This window comes from Arhodomonas aquaeolei DSM 8974 (genome assembly GCF_000374645.1).
Taxonomy (GTDB): domain Bacteria; phylum Pseudomonadota; class Gammaproteobacteria; order Nitrococcales; family Nitrococcaceae; genus Arhodomonas; species Arhodomonas aquaeolei.
The window spans coordinates 25,822-41,431 of record NZ_KB894804.1 but is presented as its reverse complement, the minus strand read 5'-3'; the positions used below and the strand labels follow the sequence as shown (position 1 = coordinate 41,431).

Annotated in this window: 16 protein-coding genes and 1 other RNA gene; 3 read left to right on the top strand and 14 right to left on the bottom strand. The window is 69.4% G+C overall.

Annotated elements, in window-relative coordinates; translation table 11 throughout:
- Window position 1: 1 nt before the first annotated feature.
- The 8 genes from C516_RS0107035 to rsmI form a co-directional block, all read right to left on the bottom strand.
- Window positions 2-1,357, bottom strand: coding sequence for a UDP-N-acetylmuramoyl-tripeptide--D-alanyl-D-alanine ligase (locus tag C516_RS0107035; protein ID WP_018717658.1), 1,356 nt, complete (start codon window positions 1,355-1,357; stop codon window positions 2-4).
- A complete protein-coding gene (locus C516_RS0107030) occupies window positions 1,345-2,844 on the bottom strand; it encodes a UDP-N-acetylmuramoyl-L-alanyl-D-glutamate--2,6-diaminopimelate ligase (protein ID WP_018717657.1) in 1,500 nt (499 codons plus the stop codon). Before C516_RS0107030 ends, C516_RS0107035 begins: the two co-directional genes overlap by 13 nt.
- The gene (locus tag C516_RS0107025; protein WP_018717656.1) at window positions 2,837-4,573 is read right to left on the bottom strand and encodes a peptidoglycan D,D-transpeptidase FtsI family protein; all 1,737 of its coding nucleotides are present in this window, start codon (window positions 4,571-4,573) and stop codon (window positions 2,837-2,839) included. Before C516_RS0107025 ends, C516_RS0107030 begins: the two co-directional genes overlap by 8 nt.
- Complete coding sequence (ftsL, locus tag C516_RS0107020; protein WP_018717655.1) at window positions 4,570-4,863, bottom strand: cell division protein FtsL; 294 nt, start codon at window positions 4,861-4,863, stop codon at window positions 4,570-4,572. The genes C516_RS0107025 and ftsL overlap by 4 nt, the downstream gene beginning before the upstream one ends.
- Window positions 4,860-5,813 (bottom strand): 16S rRNA (cytosine(1402)-N(4))-methyltransferase RsmH, encoded by a 954-nt coding sequence (gene rsmH / locus C516_RS0107015; protein WP_018717654.1) that lies wholly within the window; start codon window positions 5,811-5,813, stop codon window positions 4,860-4,862. The genes ftsL and rsmH overlap by 4 nt, the downstream gene beginning before the upstream one ends.
- The gene (gene mraZ, locus C516_RS0107010; protein WP_018717653.1) at window positions 5,810-6,262 is read right to left on the bottom strand and encodes a division/cell wall cluster transcriptional repressor MraZ; all 453 of its coding nucleotides are present in this window, start codon (window positions 6,260-6,262) and stop codon (window positions 5,810-5,812) included. The genes rsmH and mraZ overlap by 4 nt, the downstream gene beginning before the upstream one ends.
- 328 nt (window positions 6,263-6,590) lie before the next feature.
- Window positions 6,591-6,941, bottom strand: an RNA gene (rnpB, locus tag C516_RS20460) — RNase P RNA component class A.
- Between the two features lie 20 nt (window positions 6,942-6,961).
- A complete protein-coding gene (rsmI, locus tag C516_RS0107005) occupies window positions 6,962-7,804 on the bottom strand; it encodes a 16S rRNA (cytidine(1402)-2'-O)-methyltransferase (RefSeq protein ID WP_240466050.1) in 843 nt (280 codons plus the stop codon).
- A 128-nt stretch (window positions 7,805-7,932) separates the two neighbouring features.
- On the opposite strand from rsmI, the gene C516_RS0107000 reads away from it, so the two are divergent.
- Genes C516_RS0107000 through C516_RS0106990 form a run of 3 tightly spaced genes read left to right on the top strand, consistent with a single transcriptional unit; the run spans window position 7,933 to window position 10,873 of the window.
- Window positions 7,933-9,897, top strand: coding sequence for a penicillin-binding protein activator (locus tag C516_RS0107000; protein WP_018717651.1), 1,965 nt, complete (start codon window positions 7,933-7,935; stop codon window positions 9,895-9,897).
- Window positions 9,894-10,259, top strand: coding sequence for a YraN family protein (locus tag C516_RS0106995; RefSeq protein ID WP_018717650.1), 366 nt, complete (start codon window positions 9,894-9,896; stop codon window positions 10,257-10,259). The genes C516_RS0107000 and C516_RS0106995 overlap by 4 nt, the downstream gene beginning before the upstream one ends.
- A 23-nt stretch (window positions 10,260-10,282) precedes the next feature.
- Entirely contained in the window at window positions 10,283-10,873 is a 591-nt protein-coding gene (locus tag C516_RS0106990; RefSeq protein ID WP_018717649.1) for a phosphoheptose isomerase, read from the top strand.
- A 43-nt stretch (window positions 10,874-10,916) separates the two neighbouring features.
- Here C516_RS0106990 and C516_RS0106985 read toward each other — a convergent pair whose 3' ends face one another.
- The 6 genes from C516_RS0106985 to C516_RS0106960 form a co-directional block, all read right to left on the bottom strand.
- Window positions 10,917-11,336 carry a ClpXP protease specificity-enhancing factor gene (locus C516_RS0106985; protein WP_018717648.1) on the bottom strand — a complete coding sequence of 140 codons (420 nt, stop codon included), beginning with the start codon at window positions 11,334-11,336 and terminating at the stop codon, window positions 10,917-10,919.
- 23 nt (window positions 11,337-11,359) lie between these two features.
- Window positions 11,360-11,992, bottom strand: coding sequence for a glutathione S-transferase N-terminal domain-containing protein (locus C516_RS0106980; protein WP_026320999.1), 633 nt, complete (start codon window positions 11,990-11,992; stop codon window positions 11,360-11,362).
- A gap of 41 nt (window positions 11,993-12,033) precedes the next feature.
- Window positions 12,034-12,765, bottom strand: a complete 732-nt coding sequence (locus C516_RS0106975; protein ID WP_018717646.1) for a cytochrome c1 — start codon at window positions 12,763-12,765, stop codon at window positions 12,034-12,036.
- The gene (locus tag C516_RS0106970; protein WP_018717645.1) at window positions 12,765-14,015 is read right to left on the bottom strand and encodes a cytochrome b; all 1,251 of its coding nucleotides are present in this window, start codon (window positions 14,013-14,015) and stop codon (window positions 12,765-12,767) included. Before C516_RS0106970 ends, C516_RS0106975 begins: the two co-directional genes overlap by 1 nt.
- Window positions 14,015-14,611 (bottom strand): ubiquinol-cytochrome c reductase iron-sulfur subunit, encoded by a 597-nt coding sequence (gene petA / locus C516_RS0106965; protein WP_026320998.1) that lies wholly within the window; start codon window positions 14,609-14,611, stop codon window positions 14,015-14,017. The genes C516_RS0106970 and petA overlap by 1 nt, the downstream gene beginning before the upstream one ends.
- A gap of 206 nt (window positions 14,612-14,817) precedes the next feature.
- The gene (locus tag C516_RS0106960; RefSeq protein WP_018717643.1) at window positions 14,818-15,573 is read right to left on the bottom strand and encodes a Nif3-like dinuclear metal center hexameric protein; all 756 of its coding nucleotides are present in this window, start codon (window positions 15,571-15,573) and stop codon (window positions 14,818-14,820) included.
- Window positions 15,574-15,610 lie beyond the last annotated feature (37 nt).

Sequence of the window (15,610 nt, the reverse complement as noted above, 5' to 3'; positions counted from 1 at the left end):
GTCACGCCCCCCCTGCGATGCCGTAGCGCTGCCTCAGCGCCTCGCAGACGCGCTCCATCGCCGCGGAGCGCGACCCCTTCACGAGCACACGCACGCCGGCGCGCCAGTCGCGGGCCATGGTGTCGACCAGCGCAGCGACGTCATCGAAGGACCCGCCGCCCTCGCCGAACGCCGCCGCGGCCTCCGCGGCCAGCGGCCCGAGGGCGAACACCCGCTCGATACCCGCCCGGCGCATGGCTTCGCCGGCCTCGGCGTGCAGCCGCCCGGCCGACTCGCCGAGCTCGCCCATGTCGCCGAGCACCACCCAGGCCGGCGGTGTCTGCGCGAGCACCTCGACCGCGGCGCCCAGCGACCGGGGGTTGGCGTTGTAGCTGTCGTCAATGAGGATCACACCGCCCTGCAGGACCTCCTCGCTCCAGCGCCCCGGCACCGACGCCATGCGCTCGAGCCCCGGCACGATCCAGGCCGGCGAGGCGCCGGCGGCGAGCGCGGTCGCGGCCGCCGCCGCCGCGTTGAGCCGGTTGTGCGCACCGGGCAGCGGCAGGCGCACCCGCAGGTGCTCGCCGCCAGGCAGGACCAGGATCGTGGTGCCGTCCGCCTCCGCGGTGGCACGAATGTCAGCATCCCCTCGAGTTCCGAACATCACGCTGCGTCGTCCGTCCGCCAGTTGCCGCCAAAGCGGCGCATAATCGTCGTCGGCATTGATCACCGCAACCCCGTCACGCGCGATCCCGGCAAACAGTTCACCCTTTGCCCGGGCCACGCCGGCGATGTCTCCGAACCCCGACAGGTGCGCCGGCCCGGCATTGGTCACCACCCCCACGTCCGGCGCGGCGAGCGCCGCCAGCCGGGCGATGTCCCCGGGGGCATTGGCCCCCATCTCGATCACCGCGTAGCGGTGCCCGGCGTTGAGCCGGCACAGCGTCAGCGGCACGCCCAGGTCGTTGTTGAGGTTGCCGCGGGTGGCGAGCGTCTCCGCCCCCTGCGAGAGGATCGCGGCGATCATCTCCTTGACCGTGGTCTTGCCGTTGGAGCCGGTCACACCGATCACGGTCGCCGGCGCCTGGGCCCGCACCCGGGCACCGAGGCGCGCCAGCGTGGCGGCCGGATCCTCGACCACCCACTGCGGCAGCGGGTCGTCCACCACCCGGGCCACCAGCGCGGCGGCGGCGCCCGCGGCCCGGGCAGAAGCGATGAAATCGTGGCCGTCGACGTGGCGCCCCGGCAGCGCCACGAACAGCGTGCCCTCGCCGGCGATGCGGGAATCGATGACCACGCCGGTGACGATGGCGTCGGCGCCGCGGTGGCGCCCCTCACCGAGGGCCACCACGAGCTGCGAGAGCTTCACCGGCTCCATGGGCCCTCCCCGGCGGCCAGCGCCGCCTCGACCGCCTCGCGGTCGCTGAAGGCACGTACCTCATCACCCACGATCTGGTAGGCCTCGTGCCCCTTGCCGGCCACCAGCACGACGTCGCCGGCGTGTGCACCGACCACCGCCGTGCGGATGGCCTCGCCACGGTCCGGGATGGCCCGGGCCGCGTCCGGGGCCGGCAAACCGGCCCGGATCGCGTCTATGATCGACTCCGGGGGCTCGCCCCGGGGATTGTCGCTGGTGAGGATCACGTGGTCGGCGAGACCGGCTGCCGCCCGGCCCATCGGCGCACGCTTGCCGGTATCCCGGTCACCGCCGCAGCCGAACACGCACCACAGCGCCCCCGCGCAGTGCTGCCGGGAGGCGGCGAGGGCGGCCTCCAGCGCCGCGGGGGTGTGGGCGTAGTCGACGATGACCAGCGGCCGGTCACCGCCGCCGAGCGCCTGCATGCGGCCCGGGACCGGCCGGCAGGCGGCGAGCGTCGCAGCGATCGATCCGGCAGGTTCGCCCAGGGCCAGCAGCACCCCGGCCGTGGCCAGGAGATTGGCGACGTTGAACAGCCCGAAGACCGGGACCGCCACGTCGACGGCATCGCCGTCGATATCCAGGGTGAACGCCAGCCCCTCGTCACCGGCATGCACCCCGCGGGCCCGGATTCGGGCGCCAGGCGCATCAGCGAGGCTGTAACCGATCACCGCCGCCCCGGTACGCGCCGCCATATCCCGGCCGAAGGCATCGTCGAGGTTGAGCACGGCGGCCGCCGGCTCCGTGTCCAGGAACAGCCGCGCCTTGGCAGCGGCATAGGCCGCGTCGCTGCCGTGATAGTCGAGATGGTCACGGCTCAGATTGGTGAGCACCGCCACCTCGAAATCGAGGCCCTGCGTACGGTCCTGGTCAAGGGCATGGGAGGAGACCTCCATGGCGACCCCCTCGACCCCGTCGTCGACGAGCGCGGCGAGGCGGCGCTGCAGACCCACCACATCCGGCGTGGTATGGCGCGTCTCCCGCAGTGCACCAGGCCGGCCCCAGCCGAGCGTGCCGATGCTCGCCCAGGGGTGACCGGCCCGGTCCAGGGCAGCGGCGACAAACTGGGTGGTGGAGGTCTTGCCGTCGGTACCGGTCACTCCCACCAGGCGCAACCGCCGACCGGGATCACCGAAGAACCGCGCCGCCAGCTCGCCGACCCGGTCACCCAGCCCCGGCACCGCGACCGCGGCCACCCCGGCCCGTTCGCAGCGCTCCAGCACGGCGTAGGCGTCCGGCGCGCCCTCCGGGTCCCACAGCACCGCCGCGGGCTTGCGCGCCAGCGCGTCCTCCAGGTGCGCGAGGCCATGCCCGCCGGCGCCCCGCACCGCGAGGAACACGCCGCCTTCAGCCACCTCGCGGCTATCCAGGGCGAGGTCAGTCAGCGCGAGCGCCGGGGCGTCGATCCCCAGGGGCGCGAGCAGTCCGTCCAGGCGCCGCTCAGTCATGGCCGCGCCCTCCCGCGATCATCAGCGGCCCGAGGCCGCCGTCCTCGTCCGGCGGAATGTTGTACAGCCGCAGCGCCTGGGACATGACCTCGCGGAACACCGGAGCGGAGACGGTACCACCGTAGTAGCTGTCGCCCTTGGGCTCGCGCACCACCACGACGCACACGAAGCGTGGATCGCTCGCCGGGACGATGCCGGCGAACAGCGCGAGGTAGTCGTCGTCGGAATAGCCTCCGGCCACCGCCTGCTTGGAGGTGCCGGTCTTGCCCGCAACCCGGTAGCCGCTGATGTCGGCGCGCTCGGCGGTACCCTCGGGCGTGACCACCCCCTCGAGCATGTGCAGGACGCTGTCCGCGGTCTTCTCGCTCATCACCCGCTTCGCCGGCTCCTGGGAGCCGCCGCGCAGGAACGAGATCATCGGCATCCGCCCGTCGTTGGCGAAGGCCGTGTAGGCGTGGGCGATCTGCAGCGGCGTCGCCGACAGGCCGTAACCGAAGGCAAGCGTCGCCCGCTCGAAATGGCTGTCCGGTGGCACCGGTGCGAGGTGGCCCCCGGCCTCGCCGGGATAGCCGCTGGCGGTGGAACGCCCGAAACCGGCGGCGTCGACCATCCGCCAGATGCGGCCGCGCTCAAGCGACAGGGCAATCTTGGTGACACCAACGTTGCTGGATTTCTGGAGGACCGTGGCGACGTCGATGGCGCCATAGTTGTGGACGTCCTGCACCGTGTTGCCGCCCACCATCATCCAGCCGGGATCGGCATTGATGGGCGTGCCCGGCTCGAACTTGCCCGTCTCCAGCGCGGCGGCGACGGCGAACGGCTTCATCGTGGAGCCCGGTTCCACCACGTCGGTGACCGCACGATTGCGGTAGAGGGGCCCACGCAGCTGGCTGCGGTCGTTGGGGTTGAAGCCCGGCTGACTGGCCATGGCGAGCACTTCGCCGCTGCGCGCATCGAGCACCACGATCGAGCCGCTCCTGGCCTGGAAGCGCTGCACTGTCGACTTCAGAGAGCGGTAGGCGATGTACTGCAGGCGGCGGTCCAGACTCAGGGCCAGGTCCTTGCCGGGCTCGGGCTCACGCAGCTGCTCGATGTCCTCGATCACGCGCCCGAGGCGGTCACGCATGACCCGCTTGGCTCCGGACTGACCCGACAGCCAGGAATCGTACGCCCGCTCCAGGCCGGTCTGGCCGCGGTCGTCGATGTCGGTGAAACCGAGCACGTGACCGCTAACCTCGCCGGTGGGGTAAAAACGCTGGTACTCGCGCCGCAGCGAGACCCCCGGGATGCGCAGATCCATGACCTGCTCGCCGAGCGCCGGCGGAATGTGCCGGCGGATGTAGACGAACTCGCGGCCACGCTGCGCCTCCGCCTCCAGGCGCCGGCGCAGCTTCGCGGGATCGAGGCCGAGTGGCCTGGCGAGCTCGTCGAGGCGGTCCACGGCAGGCAACAGCGCGGAGGGATCGGCCCAGACCGAATCCACCGGCGAGCTGATCGCCAACGGCTCGCCGAAGCGGTCGGTGATCATGCCGCGGTGCGCCGGCACGGTATTCACACGCACATGGCGGGCATGCCCCTGCCCCTCGAGGAAGGCACGCTCGACCACCTGGATCTCCACCGCCCGCGCCACCAGCACGAAGGCGAGCAGACCCAGCACACCGGCGACGGCAACGAGCCGCCAGCGCCCGGAGCCGCGTGTGCTGTCTGTCCTGTGCGGCGTACCGCTCAATGCGTTGCCTCCCCGGCCACGCGCGTCGCGCGGATAATGACGATGTCGTCGCGCTCCGGCATCCGCATGCCGAGGCGTTCGCGGGCGATGCGCTCGATACGCCCGTGAGTCGCCACGGTGCCCTGTTCGATGCGCAGCCGACCCCATTCGACGTTCAGCGTGTCGCGCTCGCGCTGCAGCTCCTGCAGCGCCACGAACGCCTTGCGGCTCTCGTGGGTGCTGTACACCACCGCCACCGCGCTCGCGGCCACCGCCAGGATCAGCACACCGATCGCCCAGCCCGACCTCACGGCAAGCGCTCCGCACAACGCATCACCGCGCTGCGTGCGCGGCGGTTGTCACCGAGCTCGGCCTCGTCGGCACGGACCGCCCGGCCGATGCGGCGCAGCCACGGCTCGAGCTCCGGCGGCGCCTGGGCGACCCCCGGGGGGAGCTCACCCACCCGGCTGGCGTCGCGGATGAAACGCTTGACCCGCCGATCCTCCAGCGAATGGAAACTGATCACCACCAGCCGGCCTCCCGGGGCCAGGAGCCGGCGGACGGCAGCCAAGCCAGCATCCAGGGCACCGAGCTCGTCGTTGACCGCGATACGCAGAGCCTGGAATGTGCGTGTCGCCGGGTGCTTGTGGCGTTCATGGCGCGGCACCGCCGCCCCCACCAGCTCGGCGAAGGCGGCGGTGCGCGCCGGCAGCGTCCCCGCGTCGCGATGGCGCACGATCGTCGCGGCGATACGCCGGGCGAAACGCTCCTCGCCGTACTCGCGCAGCACGCGAACGATCTCGCGTTCCGGCGCCTCCATCAGCCACTCCCGGGCGGTCGGCCCGGCCCCGGTGTTCATTCGCATGTCCAGCGGGCCGTCGTGCTGGAAACTGAACCCCCGCTCCGGCTCATCGAGCTGGGGCGAGGACACCCCGAGGTCCAGCAGCAGACCGTCCACCGCGCCCCCCAGACCCTCCTCGTCGGCAAGCTCGGCAAGCCGCGCGAACGAGGTGTGGCGGATCCTGCAGCGCGGGTCGTCACCGAAGCGGGTGCGCGCGGCCTCGATCGCGGCCGGGTCCTGGTCCAGCAGCCACAGCCGCCCCCCCGGGCCAAGTCGCGCGAGCAGCTCGGCACTGTGCCCGCCGCGCCCGAAGGTCGCGTCGATATAGGTGCCGTCCCCCCGCACCGCCATCGCCTCGACGGCGGCGTCCCGCAACACCGGGCGGTGTGCGTCGTCACGGGGGGTTGCCTCGGCGGTCACAGCGACAGGGCCTCCAGTTCCTCGGGCAGATCCTCCTCCTCGGAGGCCTCGGCGAGCCATTCGTCACGACGGCGCAGCCATTCATCCTCGTCCCAGAGCTCGAACTTGTTGCCCTGGCCGATCAGCACGGTCCGCTTATCGAGCCCGGCGAACTCGCGCAGCGGCGGCGGCACCAGGATTCGGCCGTTGCCGTCCAGCTGACAGTCCGTGGCATGGCCGATGAGCAGCCGCTGCAGCCGGCGTGCGGTGCGGTTGAGCGCGGGGAGCTCCACAAGCTTGCGTTCGATGGTCTCCCACTCGGGCATCGGGTAGACGAGCAGACAGTGATCGCGGTCCACGGTCAGTACCAGCTCACCGTCACAAAGGGACTGCAGCCGCTCGCGGTAACGGCTGGGGAACGCCATCCGGCCCTTCGCATCAAGATTGATATGGGCGACACCGCGAAACACTCGCTACCCCTTTTCGGCCCGGGAGTTCCATTTCCCACCACTTTCTCCCACTTAGCGACACACTATAGGCACCCCCTATCGCACCGTCAAGGAGCGACGGGCGCGTTTTTCCCTTCCACTCAGGAACTTACGAAAGAAGCCACAGGGCGCACGACAGACGGTCGGGAAGCACCGAAAACCGGCGCTGAAACATGCCACTAGGAACGAAAAGGAGAGTCGACACTAAAGTGTTCGACGGAGTGCCGCGGAATAGCAGGAAAAAGAAGGCCACGACCGCAACGCCGATACCTCCGGGGACACCCCGGAAGCACCGTCATGCGGGGGAAAAGTGGGGAGCCGGCCTGTAAGCCGGGTTCTGTCGGGGACGATCATTCCTCTGGGATGTGCGTCACCGCACACCTCAAGCGACCTACCCGGGAGCCGTGCGGGCCACACGTACGCCCCCCTATTTGGTCTTGCTCCGGGTGGGGTTTACCGTGCCGCGGCATGTTGCCACCCGCGCGGTGCGCTCTTACCGCACCTTTTCACCCTTACCTGTGCCCCGCACGGGGCCATCGGCGGTGTATTTTCTGTGGCACTTTCCGTCGGCTCACGCCGCCCAGGCGTTACCTGGCACCCTGCCCTGTGGAGCCCGGACTTTCCTCCACGTCGAAGACGCAGCGACCATCCGGCCGACTCCCCGGCGCAAGGATACCAGATTCACCCGTCCTCCCGGGCGAGGCGCCGATAGAATGTATTGGCACTCCCACCGGTAAGCCGGGCGAGCAGCCGTGCCGCCCGGCGCGGCGGCATCTCCCCCGCGAGCTCATCGATCAGCGCATCCACCGTCACGGTGTCCGCAACGGCCTGAGCCTCGACACCGCGGACCATGAGCACGAACTCGCCACGCCGCTGGTTCGCGTCCGCCGCGACCCACGCGGCCAGCTCATCCAGGGTGGCGAGCCGGACCGTCTCGAAGCGCTTGGTGAGCTCCCGCGCCAGGCAGGCCTCCCTGTCGCCGCCGAACGACGCCGCCATCGCCTCCAGCGACGCCGCGATACGGTGGCCGGACTCCAGCATCACCACGGTGCGCGCCTCCGCGGCCAAAGCCTGGAGGCGCCGGGCACGCTGCTGCGCCTTCGCCGGCAGGAACCCCTCGTAGACGAAACGGTCACTGGGCAGACCGGCGACCGACAGCGCCGCAATCACACTGCACGCCCCCGGCACCGGCGTGACCGCGTAGCCCTGGTGACGCAGCTCGCGCACCAGGCGGTAACCCGGGTCGCTGATCAGCGGGGTGCCGGCATCGCTGACCAACGCCACGTCCTCGCCCGCGGCCAGGGCCGCGACCACCCGTTCCACCCGGACGGCCTCGTTGTGCTCGTGGAGGCTGAGCAGCGGACGGCGTATACCAAGATGACTGAGCAGCGCGGCGGTATGACGGGTATCCTCGGCGGCGATACGTCCCACCCCACCGAGAACCGCTACCGCACGGGCGCTGATGTCCTCGAGGTTGCCGATGGGCGTGGCGACGACGAACAGCCGTCCGGGGTTATTTGACACGCTGATTCCACCCTGCGGATACTCATACAGGCGACCGGCGGCGGCCGCCGCCAGGCGCAGTCTAACCATTGCGCCGGCACGGGGCGAGGGATCCGTGCCGCGCGGCACAACCCCAGGACACCCGCACAATGCCCCGGACCACCCCGAGCAGGCTACTGATCGCCGCCGTCCTTGCCGTGCTGCTCCATGGCTGCGCCACCACCCCGACACCGGGGCCGCCGACACCGGCGCCGTCGCCCGCACTCACCGAGGCCGCGCGGCTCGCCGGCGACGGTCGGATGGACGCGGCGGCGGCACGGCTCGAGCAGGCCGCCGGCGAGGCGTCGTCACCGGCACGGGCGAACGCACTGCGCCTGCAGGCGGCCATTCTCTATGCGCGCGCGGGCGACGACGCCACCGCATCCACTCTTCGCGACGATGTGGGCGACGCTGACGCCGGCGAGGCCGGCGCGGGCCTGCGGCTGCTGCTGCGCATGCGCCTGGACGGCGAGACGCTCGCCCCCGCCACGGTGATCCGCCGGCTCACGCCGGTACCGGACGGCCTCGCTCCGCCGGTAGCCGCGGCCTGGCTGGATCAGCGCGCCGAGGCCCGGCGTGCGGGCGGCGAGCCGCTCGCCGCCGCCCGGGATCTCATTCGCGCGCAGGTGCTCTCCGGGCGCACCGACGGTGCCCGCTCGGAACGCATCTGGTCCATACTCCAGCAGATTCCGCCGGACCGCCTCGAGCAGGCGGCAGGCCGCGCGGACAGCGGCGCAGAGGCCGGCTGGTTGTCACTCGCCAACCGTGTGCGTGACGCCGGGGACGACACCGATGCGGTGGCATCCGCGGTATCGTCATGGCATTCACTTTACCCGGATCATCCGGCATCGGACTTCGCCGACCAGCTGGTCGAGCGGCGGCGGGCGGCCCTCGCCCCGCCGAAACGCATCGCGCTGCTGCTGCCGCTGTCCGGCGACCTCGCGGAGGTCGGCAAGGCGATCCGGGACGGCTTCCTGACCGCTTACTACGCCGCGGGGGACGAACGCCCCGCCCTCGACATCCTCGACACCAAAGGCAGCGTCGCCGGCGCCGTCGCCGCCTACCAGCATGCCGGCAACGCCGACATGGTGGTCGGTCCGCTTACCAAGGCCGGCGTGCGCGCGGTGAGCTCGCGCCGCAACGACGACCGACAGGTCCTCACCCTCAATACCGTCGACGGCGAGTCGTCGCCGGAGGGCGTATACCACTTCGGCCTCTCGCCGGAGGACGACGCCCGTACCGCCGCACGCGCCGCCTGGGCCAGCGGCAAGGACCGCGCGGTGGTGCTCGTGCCCACGGGGGAATGGGGATCGCGCGTGGCCGGCGCCTATACCGAGGCGTTCGAGGACCTGGGCGGAAAGATCCTGGAGACTGCCCGTTACCCCGAGGACGAATCGGACTACAGCACGACCCTCCGTCAACTCTTCAACCTCGATGTCAGCGAGCGCCGCTACCGTGAGCTACGCCGGCTGCTGCGGCGGGACATCGAGTTCTCGCCGCGCCGCCGCCAGGATATGCAGGCGGTGTTCATAGGCGCGTTCCCCCGGCAGGCACGGCTGATCATGCCGCAGATCCGCTTCCATCACGGCCTGGGACTGGCGGTGTACGCAACCTCCCACGCCTACCCGCGCACGGCGGACGACGCCGTACGCCAGGACCTCGAGGGCCTTCGGCTGGTGGAGCTGCCCTGGCTGCTGGGCACCCTCGACGACCCCTCTCTGATGGCACTGCACACCAGTGCGGTCGACCAGTGGTCACAGAGCATGGACGCCCTGCCCGGGCTCCTCGCCTTCGGCGTGGACGCCTACCGTGCCATCGGCCTCGTGCGCGGCAGCGCGCGGGCGAGCGGGCTACCCGGCGCGACCGGCACCCTCACGATTGACGACGCGGGGATCGTTCACCGCACGCCCACCCCCGTACGCGTCGCCGCCGGCGGGCTTCGGCCGACCGCCCGGGAGAACATCCAGCGCCGGCCCGGGCCGCTCGATCCGCTGCCGCCGCTCCCGGGCCTTGCCCCGGCGTCCGGAGACGGCCAGGCACCCGCGGTCTGGACGACCCCCGCACCGCGACAATGAGGCCGCGCCGACCCACACGGGAGCGCGGCGCCGATGCCGAGGCACTGGCGCGACGACACCTGGAACGCCAGGGCCTGCGTTTCCGCGCGGCCAACGTTCACTGCCGCGGCGGCGAGCTGGACCTGGTGATGGACGACAACGGCACACTGACCTTCGTCGAGGTGCGCCAGCGCAGCCGCAACGACTTCGGCACCGCGGCGGAGAGCATCACGGCAGGCAAGCGCCGTCGCCTGGTAACGGCGGCGCGGTACTATCTCCACAGCAACGGCGCCGACGACGCCCCGTGCCGCTTCGACGCGGTCACCGTGGACGGCGACGGACGCATCGAATGGCTCCGCGACGCATTCCGCGCGGACGAGTGACGATCAGGCAAACAAGGCAAACGATGGATCTACACGAGCGCGTCTCGCAGCAATTCCACGAGAGCATCCGCACCAAGCAGATGGCGATGGACCGGCTTACCCCGGCCATCATCACCGCCGGCCAGCGCATGGCCGCCGCCCTGCAGGCCGAGCACAAGGTCCTCTCCTGCGGCAACGGCGGCTCCGCCGCAGACGCCCAGCACTTCTCCTCGGAGCTTCTGAACCGCTTCGAAATGGAGCGCCCGGGGCTGCCCGCAATCGCGCTGACCACCGACAGCTCCACCCTCACGTCGGTGGCGAACGACTACAGCTACCGGGACGTCTTCGCCCGCCAGGTCCGGGCACTCGGCCAGCCCGGGGACGTGCTGCTCGCGATCTCGACCAGCGGCAACAGCGACAACGTGGTTGCCGCCGTGGGCGCGGCGCGGGAGCGTGGCGTGCACACCGTGGCCCTGACCGGGCGGGACGGCGGCATTATCGCCGGTCAGCTGGGCGAGGGGGACGTCGAGATCCGGGTGCCGGCCACGGTCACCGCCCGCATCCAGGAGGTGCACCTGCTGGTCATCCACTGCCTGTGCGATCTGATCGACCACACCCTGTTCGGTACGGACTGAACGGGAAGGAAGCGCCGCCGGGGCCGGCGGCGCTGCGGGATCACTACTTCACGACGCGCAGCTGGGGCTTGCGGCCGCCGCCGTCCCCACCGGTGCCGCTACCGTCGCCGTCGCCGCCGCCATCCGGCGGCGGATCGTGATCGTCACCGCCTTCGTCCTCTTCACCGAAGAGCATGCCCTGGCCGTTCTCGCGGGCGTAGATCGCCAGGACCGCGGACACCGGCAGGAATACGTCCCGCGGAGCACCACCGAAGCGGGCATTGAAGCTGATCCACTCGTTACCGAGATCGAGCCCGCGGACCGCCCGGGGCGCGACATTGAGCACAAGCTTGCCCTTGTCCGCATACTCCAGCGGTGCCTCGATACCCGGCACGCTGGTGTCCACGAGGAGATAGGGAGTCAGGCCATTGTCCGCTATCCACTCGTAGAGTGCGCGGACAAGATACGGTCGTTTCGGGGTCATGAGCCCTCGTCGGTCGCAGTCGGCTAAACGGCCTGCATGGCCCGCTCGGCGTCGCTCAGGCTCTTCTGAAACGCCTCGCGGCCGAACAGGCGCTTGGCGTAGGCTTGGATGTGTTCCGCACTCGCCGGAATCTCCACCCCGTAGTGGTGAAGTCGCCAGAGCAGCGGCGCGAGGACGCAGTCCATCATCGACAGCTCCTCGCTGAGGAAGAACGGCAGGCCTGAGCCAAAGACCTCGTCGCTGGCGACGAGGCTTTCGGCCAGGGCCTTGCGGCCCTTCTCCGCGTCCTTCCCGGTGAGCTCGTCGAGCGCATCCAGGCTCTGCACCCAGTCACGCTCGATCCGCGAGATCACGAGCCGCGCCTTCGCCCGCGAAACCGGGTCCACGGGCATCAGCGGCGGATGGGGGAAACGCTCGTCGAGGTATTCCGCGATCACCTTCGTGTCGTAGAGCACGAGATCACGGTCCACCAGGGTCGGCGCCTCCCCGTACGGATTGAGATCCGCGAGGTCCTCGGGGATCGGCGCCCCGGGCTCGACATCGACGATCTCCACCGAGATGCCCTTTTCGGCGAGCACCAGACGGATCCGGTGGCTGTAGATACACGTCGGCCCCGAGAAGAGCGTCATCACCGAGCGTCGACTAACCGCTGCCATCTAGCGCTCCCAGGCCGGCACGCATGCCACACCAGCCATAATCAATGCACGTCCTTCCAGAACTCGCGCTTGAGCAGGTAGGCGAGTGCGGTGAACACCGCGATGAACAGCAGGACCCAGACGCCGAGCCGCTCCCGCTCAGCCTGCACGGGCTCCGCCGCATAGGCGAGGAAATTCGTGATGTCACGGGTGACCTGGTGATATTCCTCCTCGCTGAGCAGCCCGGCCCCCTCGGGGACCTCGACCTCCTTGACGTGCAGCGAACCACCGCTGCCCTCGCCGTAAACCGGCTCCGGCATGCCCTGCAGCTGCCACAGCACGTGCGGCATGGACGCCCCGGGCAGGGTCAGGTTGTTAACCCCGGTATCCGACTCGGGATCACGGTAGAAGGTGTTGAGATAGGTGTATACCCAGTCCGCACCCCGCGCACGCACGGTCAGCGAGAGGTCCGGCGGCGCGGCGCCGAACCAGTTCTTGCCGTCATCGCTGGCCATCGCACTCATCATCTTCGAGTGCACCTGCCCGCCGTCCCAGATCATGGTCTTCTCGACCACGTCCTCGGGGATGTTCAGGTCCTCGGCCATGCGGCTGTAGCGCAGGTACTTCAGGGAATGACAGCCCATGCAGTAGTTCGCGAAGTACTTCGCCCCGCGCTGCAGCGATGCCGTGTTGGAGACGTCGACATCGGGGTTCATCAGGTGCTGCCCGCCTTCCGCGCCGAGAGCGATCCCCGGCAGCAGCGCGATCAGCAGTGCCACGGCAAACTTTCTCATTAGTGCTTCACCCTTGCCGGCACCGGCTTGGTCTTCTCCAAACCGAAGAACGTGTAGACCCACAGGAACACGAAGAACGCGAAGTACATGACCCCGCCGATTCGTGCCCACCCCTTCACGGACAGCCCCATGATCATCATCGACGGGGACTGCAGCCCGAGGTAGCTCAGCACCACGAAGGCGACGGCGAACAGCGCCAGAGCGACCTTGTAGCTGAACCCACGGTAGCGGATCGAACGCACCGGCCCGCGGTCGATCCACGGCAGCACGAACAGGAGGAAGATCGCCGTGCCCATCGCGATGACGCCCATGAGCTTGTCCGGCACCGCGCGCAGGATCGAGTAGAAGGCGGTGAAGTACCACACCGGCGCGATATGCGCGGGGGTCTGAAGCGGGTCCGCCGGCTGGAAGTTCGGCGGCTCGAGGAACAGCCCGCCGAACGACGGCATGAAGAACACCACGGCGGCGAAGAAGAACAGGAACACGCCCACACCGAAGAGGTCCTTGACGGTGTAGTACGGATGGAAGGGAATACCGTCCTTCGGCACGCCGTTGGCGTCCTTGTTCTTCTTGATGTCGACCCCGTCCGGGTTGTTCGAGCCCACCTCGTGCAGCGCGAGGATGTGCGCAACCACCAGGAAGACCAGCACCAGCGGCAGTGCGATCACATGAAGCGCAAAGAAACGGTTCAGCGTGACGCCGGAGATGTTGAAGTCACCCCGGATCCAGGTCATCAACGCGTCGCCTACGCCCGGGATCGCGCCGAACAGGGAAGTGATCACCTGTGCGCCCCAGTAGGACATCTGGCCCCAGGGCAGCAGGTAGCCCATGAAGGCCTCCGCCATGAGCGCCACGTAGATCAGCATGCCGAAGATCCACAGCAGCTCGCGCGGCTTCTTGTACGAGCCGTAGAGCAACGCGCGGAACATGTGCAGGTACACGACCACGAAGAAGGCCGAGGCCCCCGTGGAGTGCATGTAGCGGATAAGCCAGCCCCACTGCACGTCGCGCATGATGTAGAGCACGGAGTCGAAGGCGCCCTCCGCGCTCGGGTTGTAGTTCATGGTCAGCCAGATACCGGTGAGGATCTGGTTGACCAGCACCAGCAGTGCCAGCGAGCCGAAGTAGTACCAGATGTTGAAGTTCTTCGGCGCGTAGTACTTCGACAGGTGGTCTTCCCAGAGCTGGGTCAGGGGGAAACGCCGATCGATCCAGCCCACGAACCCCGTCGTCTTCGTGCCTTCACTCATCAAGCTGCCCCCCCATCCTGATGCTCACCGACGATCAGCTTATTCTCCGCGGGATACCAGTACGGCGGCACCTGGAGGTTCAGCGGTGCCGGCATGCCCGAATAAACGCGCCCGGCGAGGTCGTACTTCGAGCCGTGGCACGGACAGAAGAAGCCGCCGGGCCAGGAAGCCTCGACGCTACCCTCCTCCGGGCGGTACAGCGGGATACAGCCGAGATGGGTGCAGATGGGGATGAGGACCCCGATCTCCGGGCGTATCGACCGGGTGATGTTCTGCGCGTACGGCGGCTGCTGGGAAGGCACCTTGGACTGCGGATCGCTCAACCGCTCGTTGAGCTGCGGCAGCTCATCGACCGCGGCCTCGCTGCGCCGGTATACCCAGATTGGTTTGCCCCGCCAGACAACGGATATGCGCTGCCCGGCCCTGAGCTTGCTGATGTCCACCTCCACCGGCGCTCCAGCGGCCCTGGCCCGCGCGCTGGGTTGCCAGTAGGACAGAAACGGGACAGCCGTCGCCACGACGCCCGCACCGCCCACGACGGTTACAGCGCCGGTGAGGAAGCGGCGTCTGCTCCTATCCGCGCCATCCTGATTCATGCACGTCCCCCTGACGTTGGGTTAAGGCTGGAGATCCAGCGACGCCGCGGTCTGCGCAAACGCGGCGCTCGGCTACAATCGCCCCATCGAAGGCGCCTTAGGATCCAATATCGACCGCGAAGCGTCAAGCGAAAAGGCCAAAGGTTGTTGTTTTTTCCCTTTTTATACAGATTCTTATGGTTCTTTCCAGATCCCCCGCTGGCTGTTCAGACGGGGTTGTCGTCCTCGATATAGCGATGTTCGAGGCCGAACACGTCCGCGAGACGGGCACCCAGGGCCTGCACGCCGTAGCGCTCGGTGGCGTGGTGACCGGCGGCGAAATAGTGGATACCCAGCTCACGGGCCTCGTGGGTGGTCCGCTCCGAGACCTCCCCGCTGATGAAGGCGTCCGCGCCGTGGGCGACGGCCTCGCCCAGGAAGCCCTGGGCCGCACCGGTGCACCAGGCCACCCGCCGCAGCTGCCCGGGTCCCGCCCCCACCTGAAGGGGCGCGCGCCCGGTGACGGTCTCGATACGGGAGGCGAGCGCTTCGGGCCCCGCTTCCGCGGGTGTGCCGAACCAGAGCAGCCCCGGCACGCCGCCGGCCGGCTGTACCGACTCGACCTGCAGGCCGAGACGCTCGCCGAGACAGGCATTGTTGCCGAGCTCGCCGTGGGCATCCAGCGGCAGGTGATAGGCGAGCAGCGAGATACCCGCGGTCATCAGCCGGCGCACCCGCTCCCCCTTCATTCCGGTCAGCGCCGCCGGCTCCCCCTTCCAGAAATAGCCGTGATGCACCAGTAGCGCGTCCGCGCCGGCGGCCTCGGCCTCCTCGATCACGTCCCGCGTGGCCGTGACCGCCGAGACGAGGCGGCGCACCGGCCGGGTGCCCTCGACTTGCAGCCCGTTGGGTGCATAGTCACGGAAATCCGCGCTCGCGAGCAGCTCGTCACAGTAACGAACGAGCTCCGGAATCTGTACCATAATGCCTCCCGTCACCGCGCAGACGGCCATGGTAGCG

Bases quoted from the DNA above. Each gene is read 5' to 3' on its own strand.
- C516_RS0106985 (WP_018717648.1), bottom strand. From the start codon at position 11,336: ATGACCCCGAAACGACCGTATCTTGTCCGCGCACTCTACGAGTGGATA.
- C516_RS0107000 (WP_018717651.1), top strand. From the start codon at position 7,933: ATGCCCCGGACCACCCCGAGCAGGCTACTGATCGCCGCCGTCCTTGCC.
- C516_RS0106970 (WP_018717645.1), bottom strand. From the start codon at position 14,015: ATGAGTGAAGGCACGAAGACGACGGGGTTCGTGGGCTGGATCGATCGG.
- C516_RS0107035 (WP_018717658.1), bottom strand. From the start codon at position 1,357: ATGGAGCCGGTGAAGCTCTCGCAGCTCGTGGTGGCCCTCGGTGAGGGG.
- C516_RS0107030 (WP_018717657.1), bottom strand. From the start codon at position 2,844: ATGACTGAGCGGCGCCTGGACGGACTGCTCGCGCCCCTGGGGATCGAC.
- C516_RS0106975 (WP_018717646.1), bottom strand. From the start codon at position 12,765: ATGAGAAAGTTTGCCGTGGCACTGCTGATCGCGCTGCTGCCGGGGATC.
- C516_RS0106990 (WP_018717649.1), top strand. From the start codon at position 10,283: ATGGATCTACACGAGCGCGTCTCGCAGCAATTCCACGAGAGCATCCGC.
- petA (WP_026320998.1), bottom strand. From the start codon at position 14,611: ATGAATCAGGATGGCGCGGATAGGAGCAGACGCCGCTTCCTCACCGGC.
- C516_RS0106960 (WP_018717643.1), bottom strand. From the start codon at position 15,573: ATGGTACAGATTCCGGAGCTCGTTCGTTACTGTGACGAGCTGCTCGCG.
- C516_RS0106995 (WP_018717650.1), top strand. From the start codon at position 9,894: ATGAGGCCGCGCCGACCCACACGGGAGCGCGGCGCCGATGCCGAGGCA.
- C516_RS0106980 (WP_026320999.1), bottom strand. From the start codon at position 11,992: ATGGCAGCGGTTAGTCGACGCTCGGTGATGACGCTCTTCTCGGGGCCG.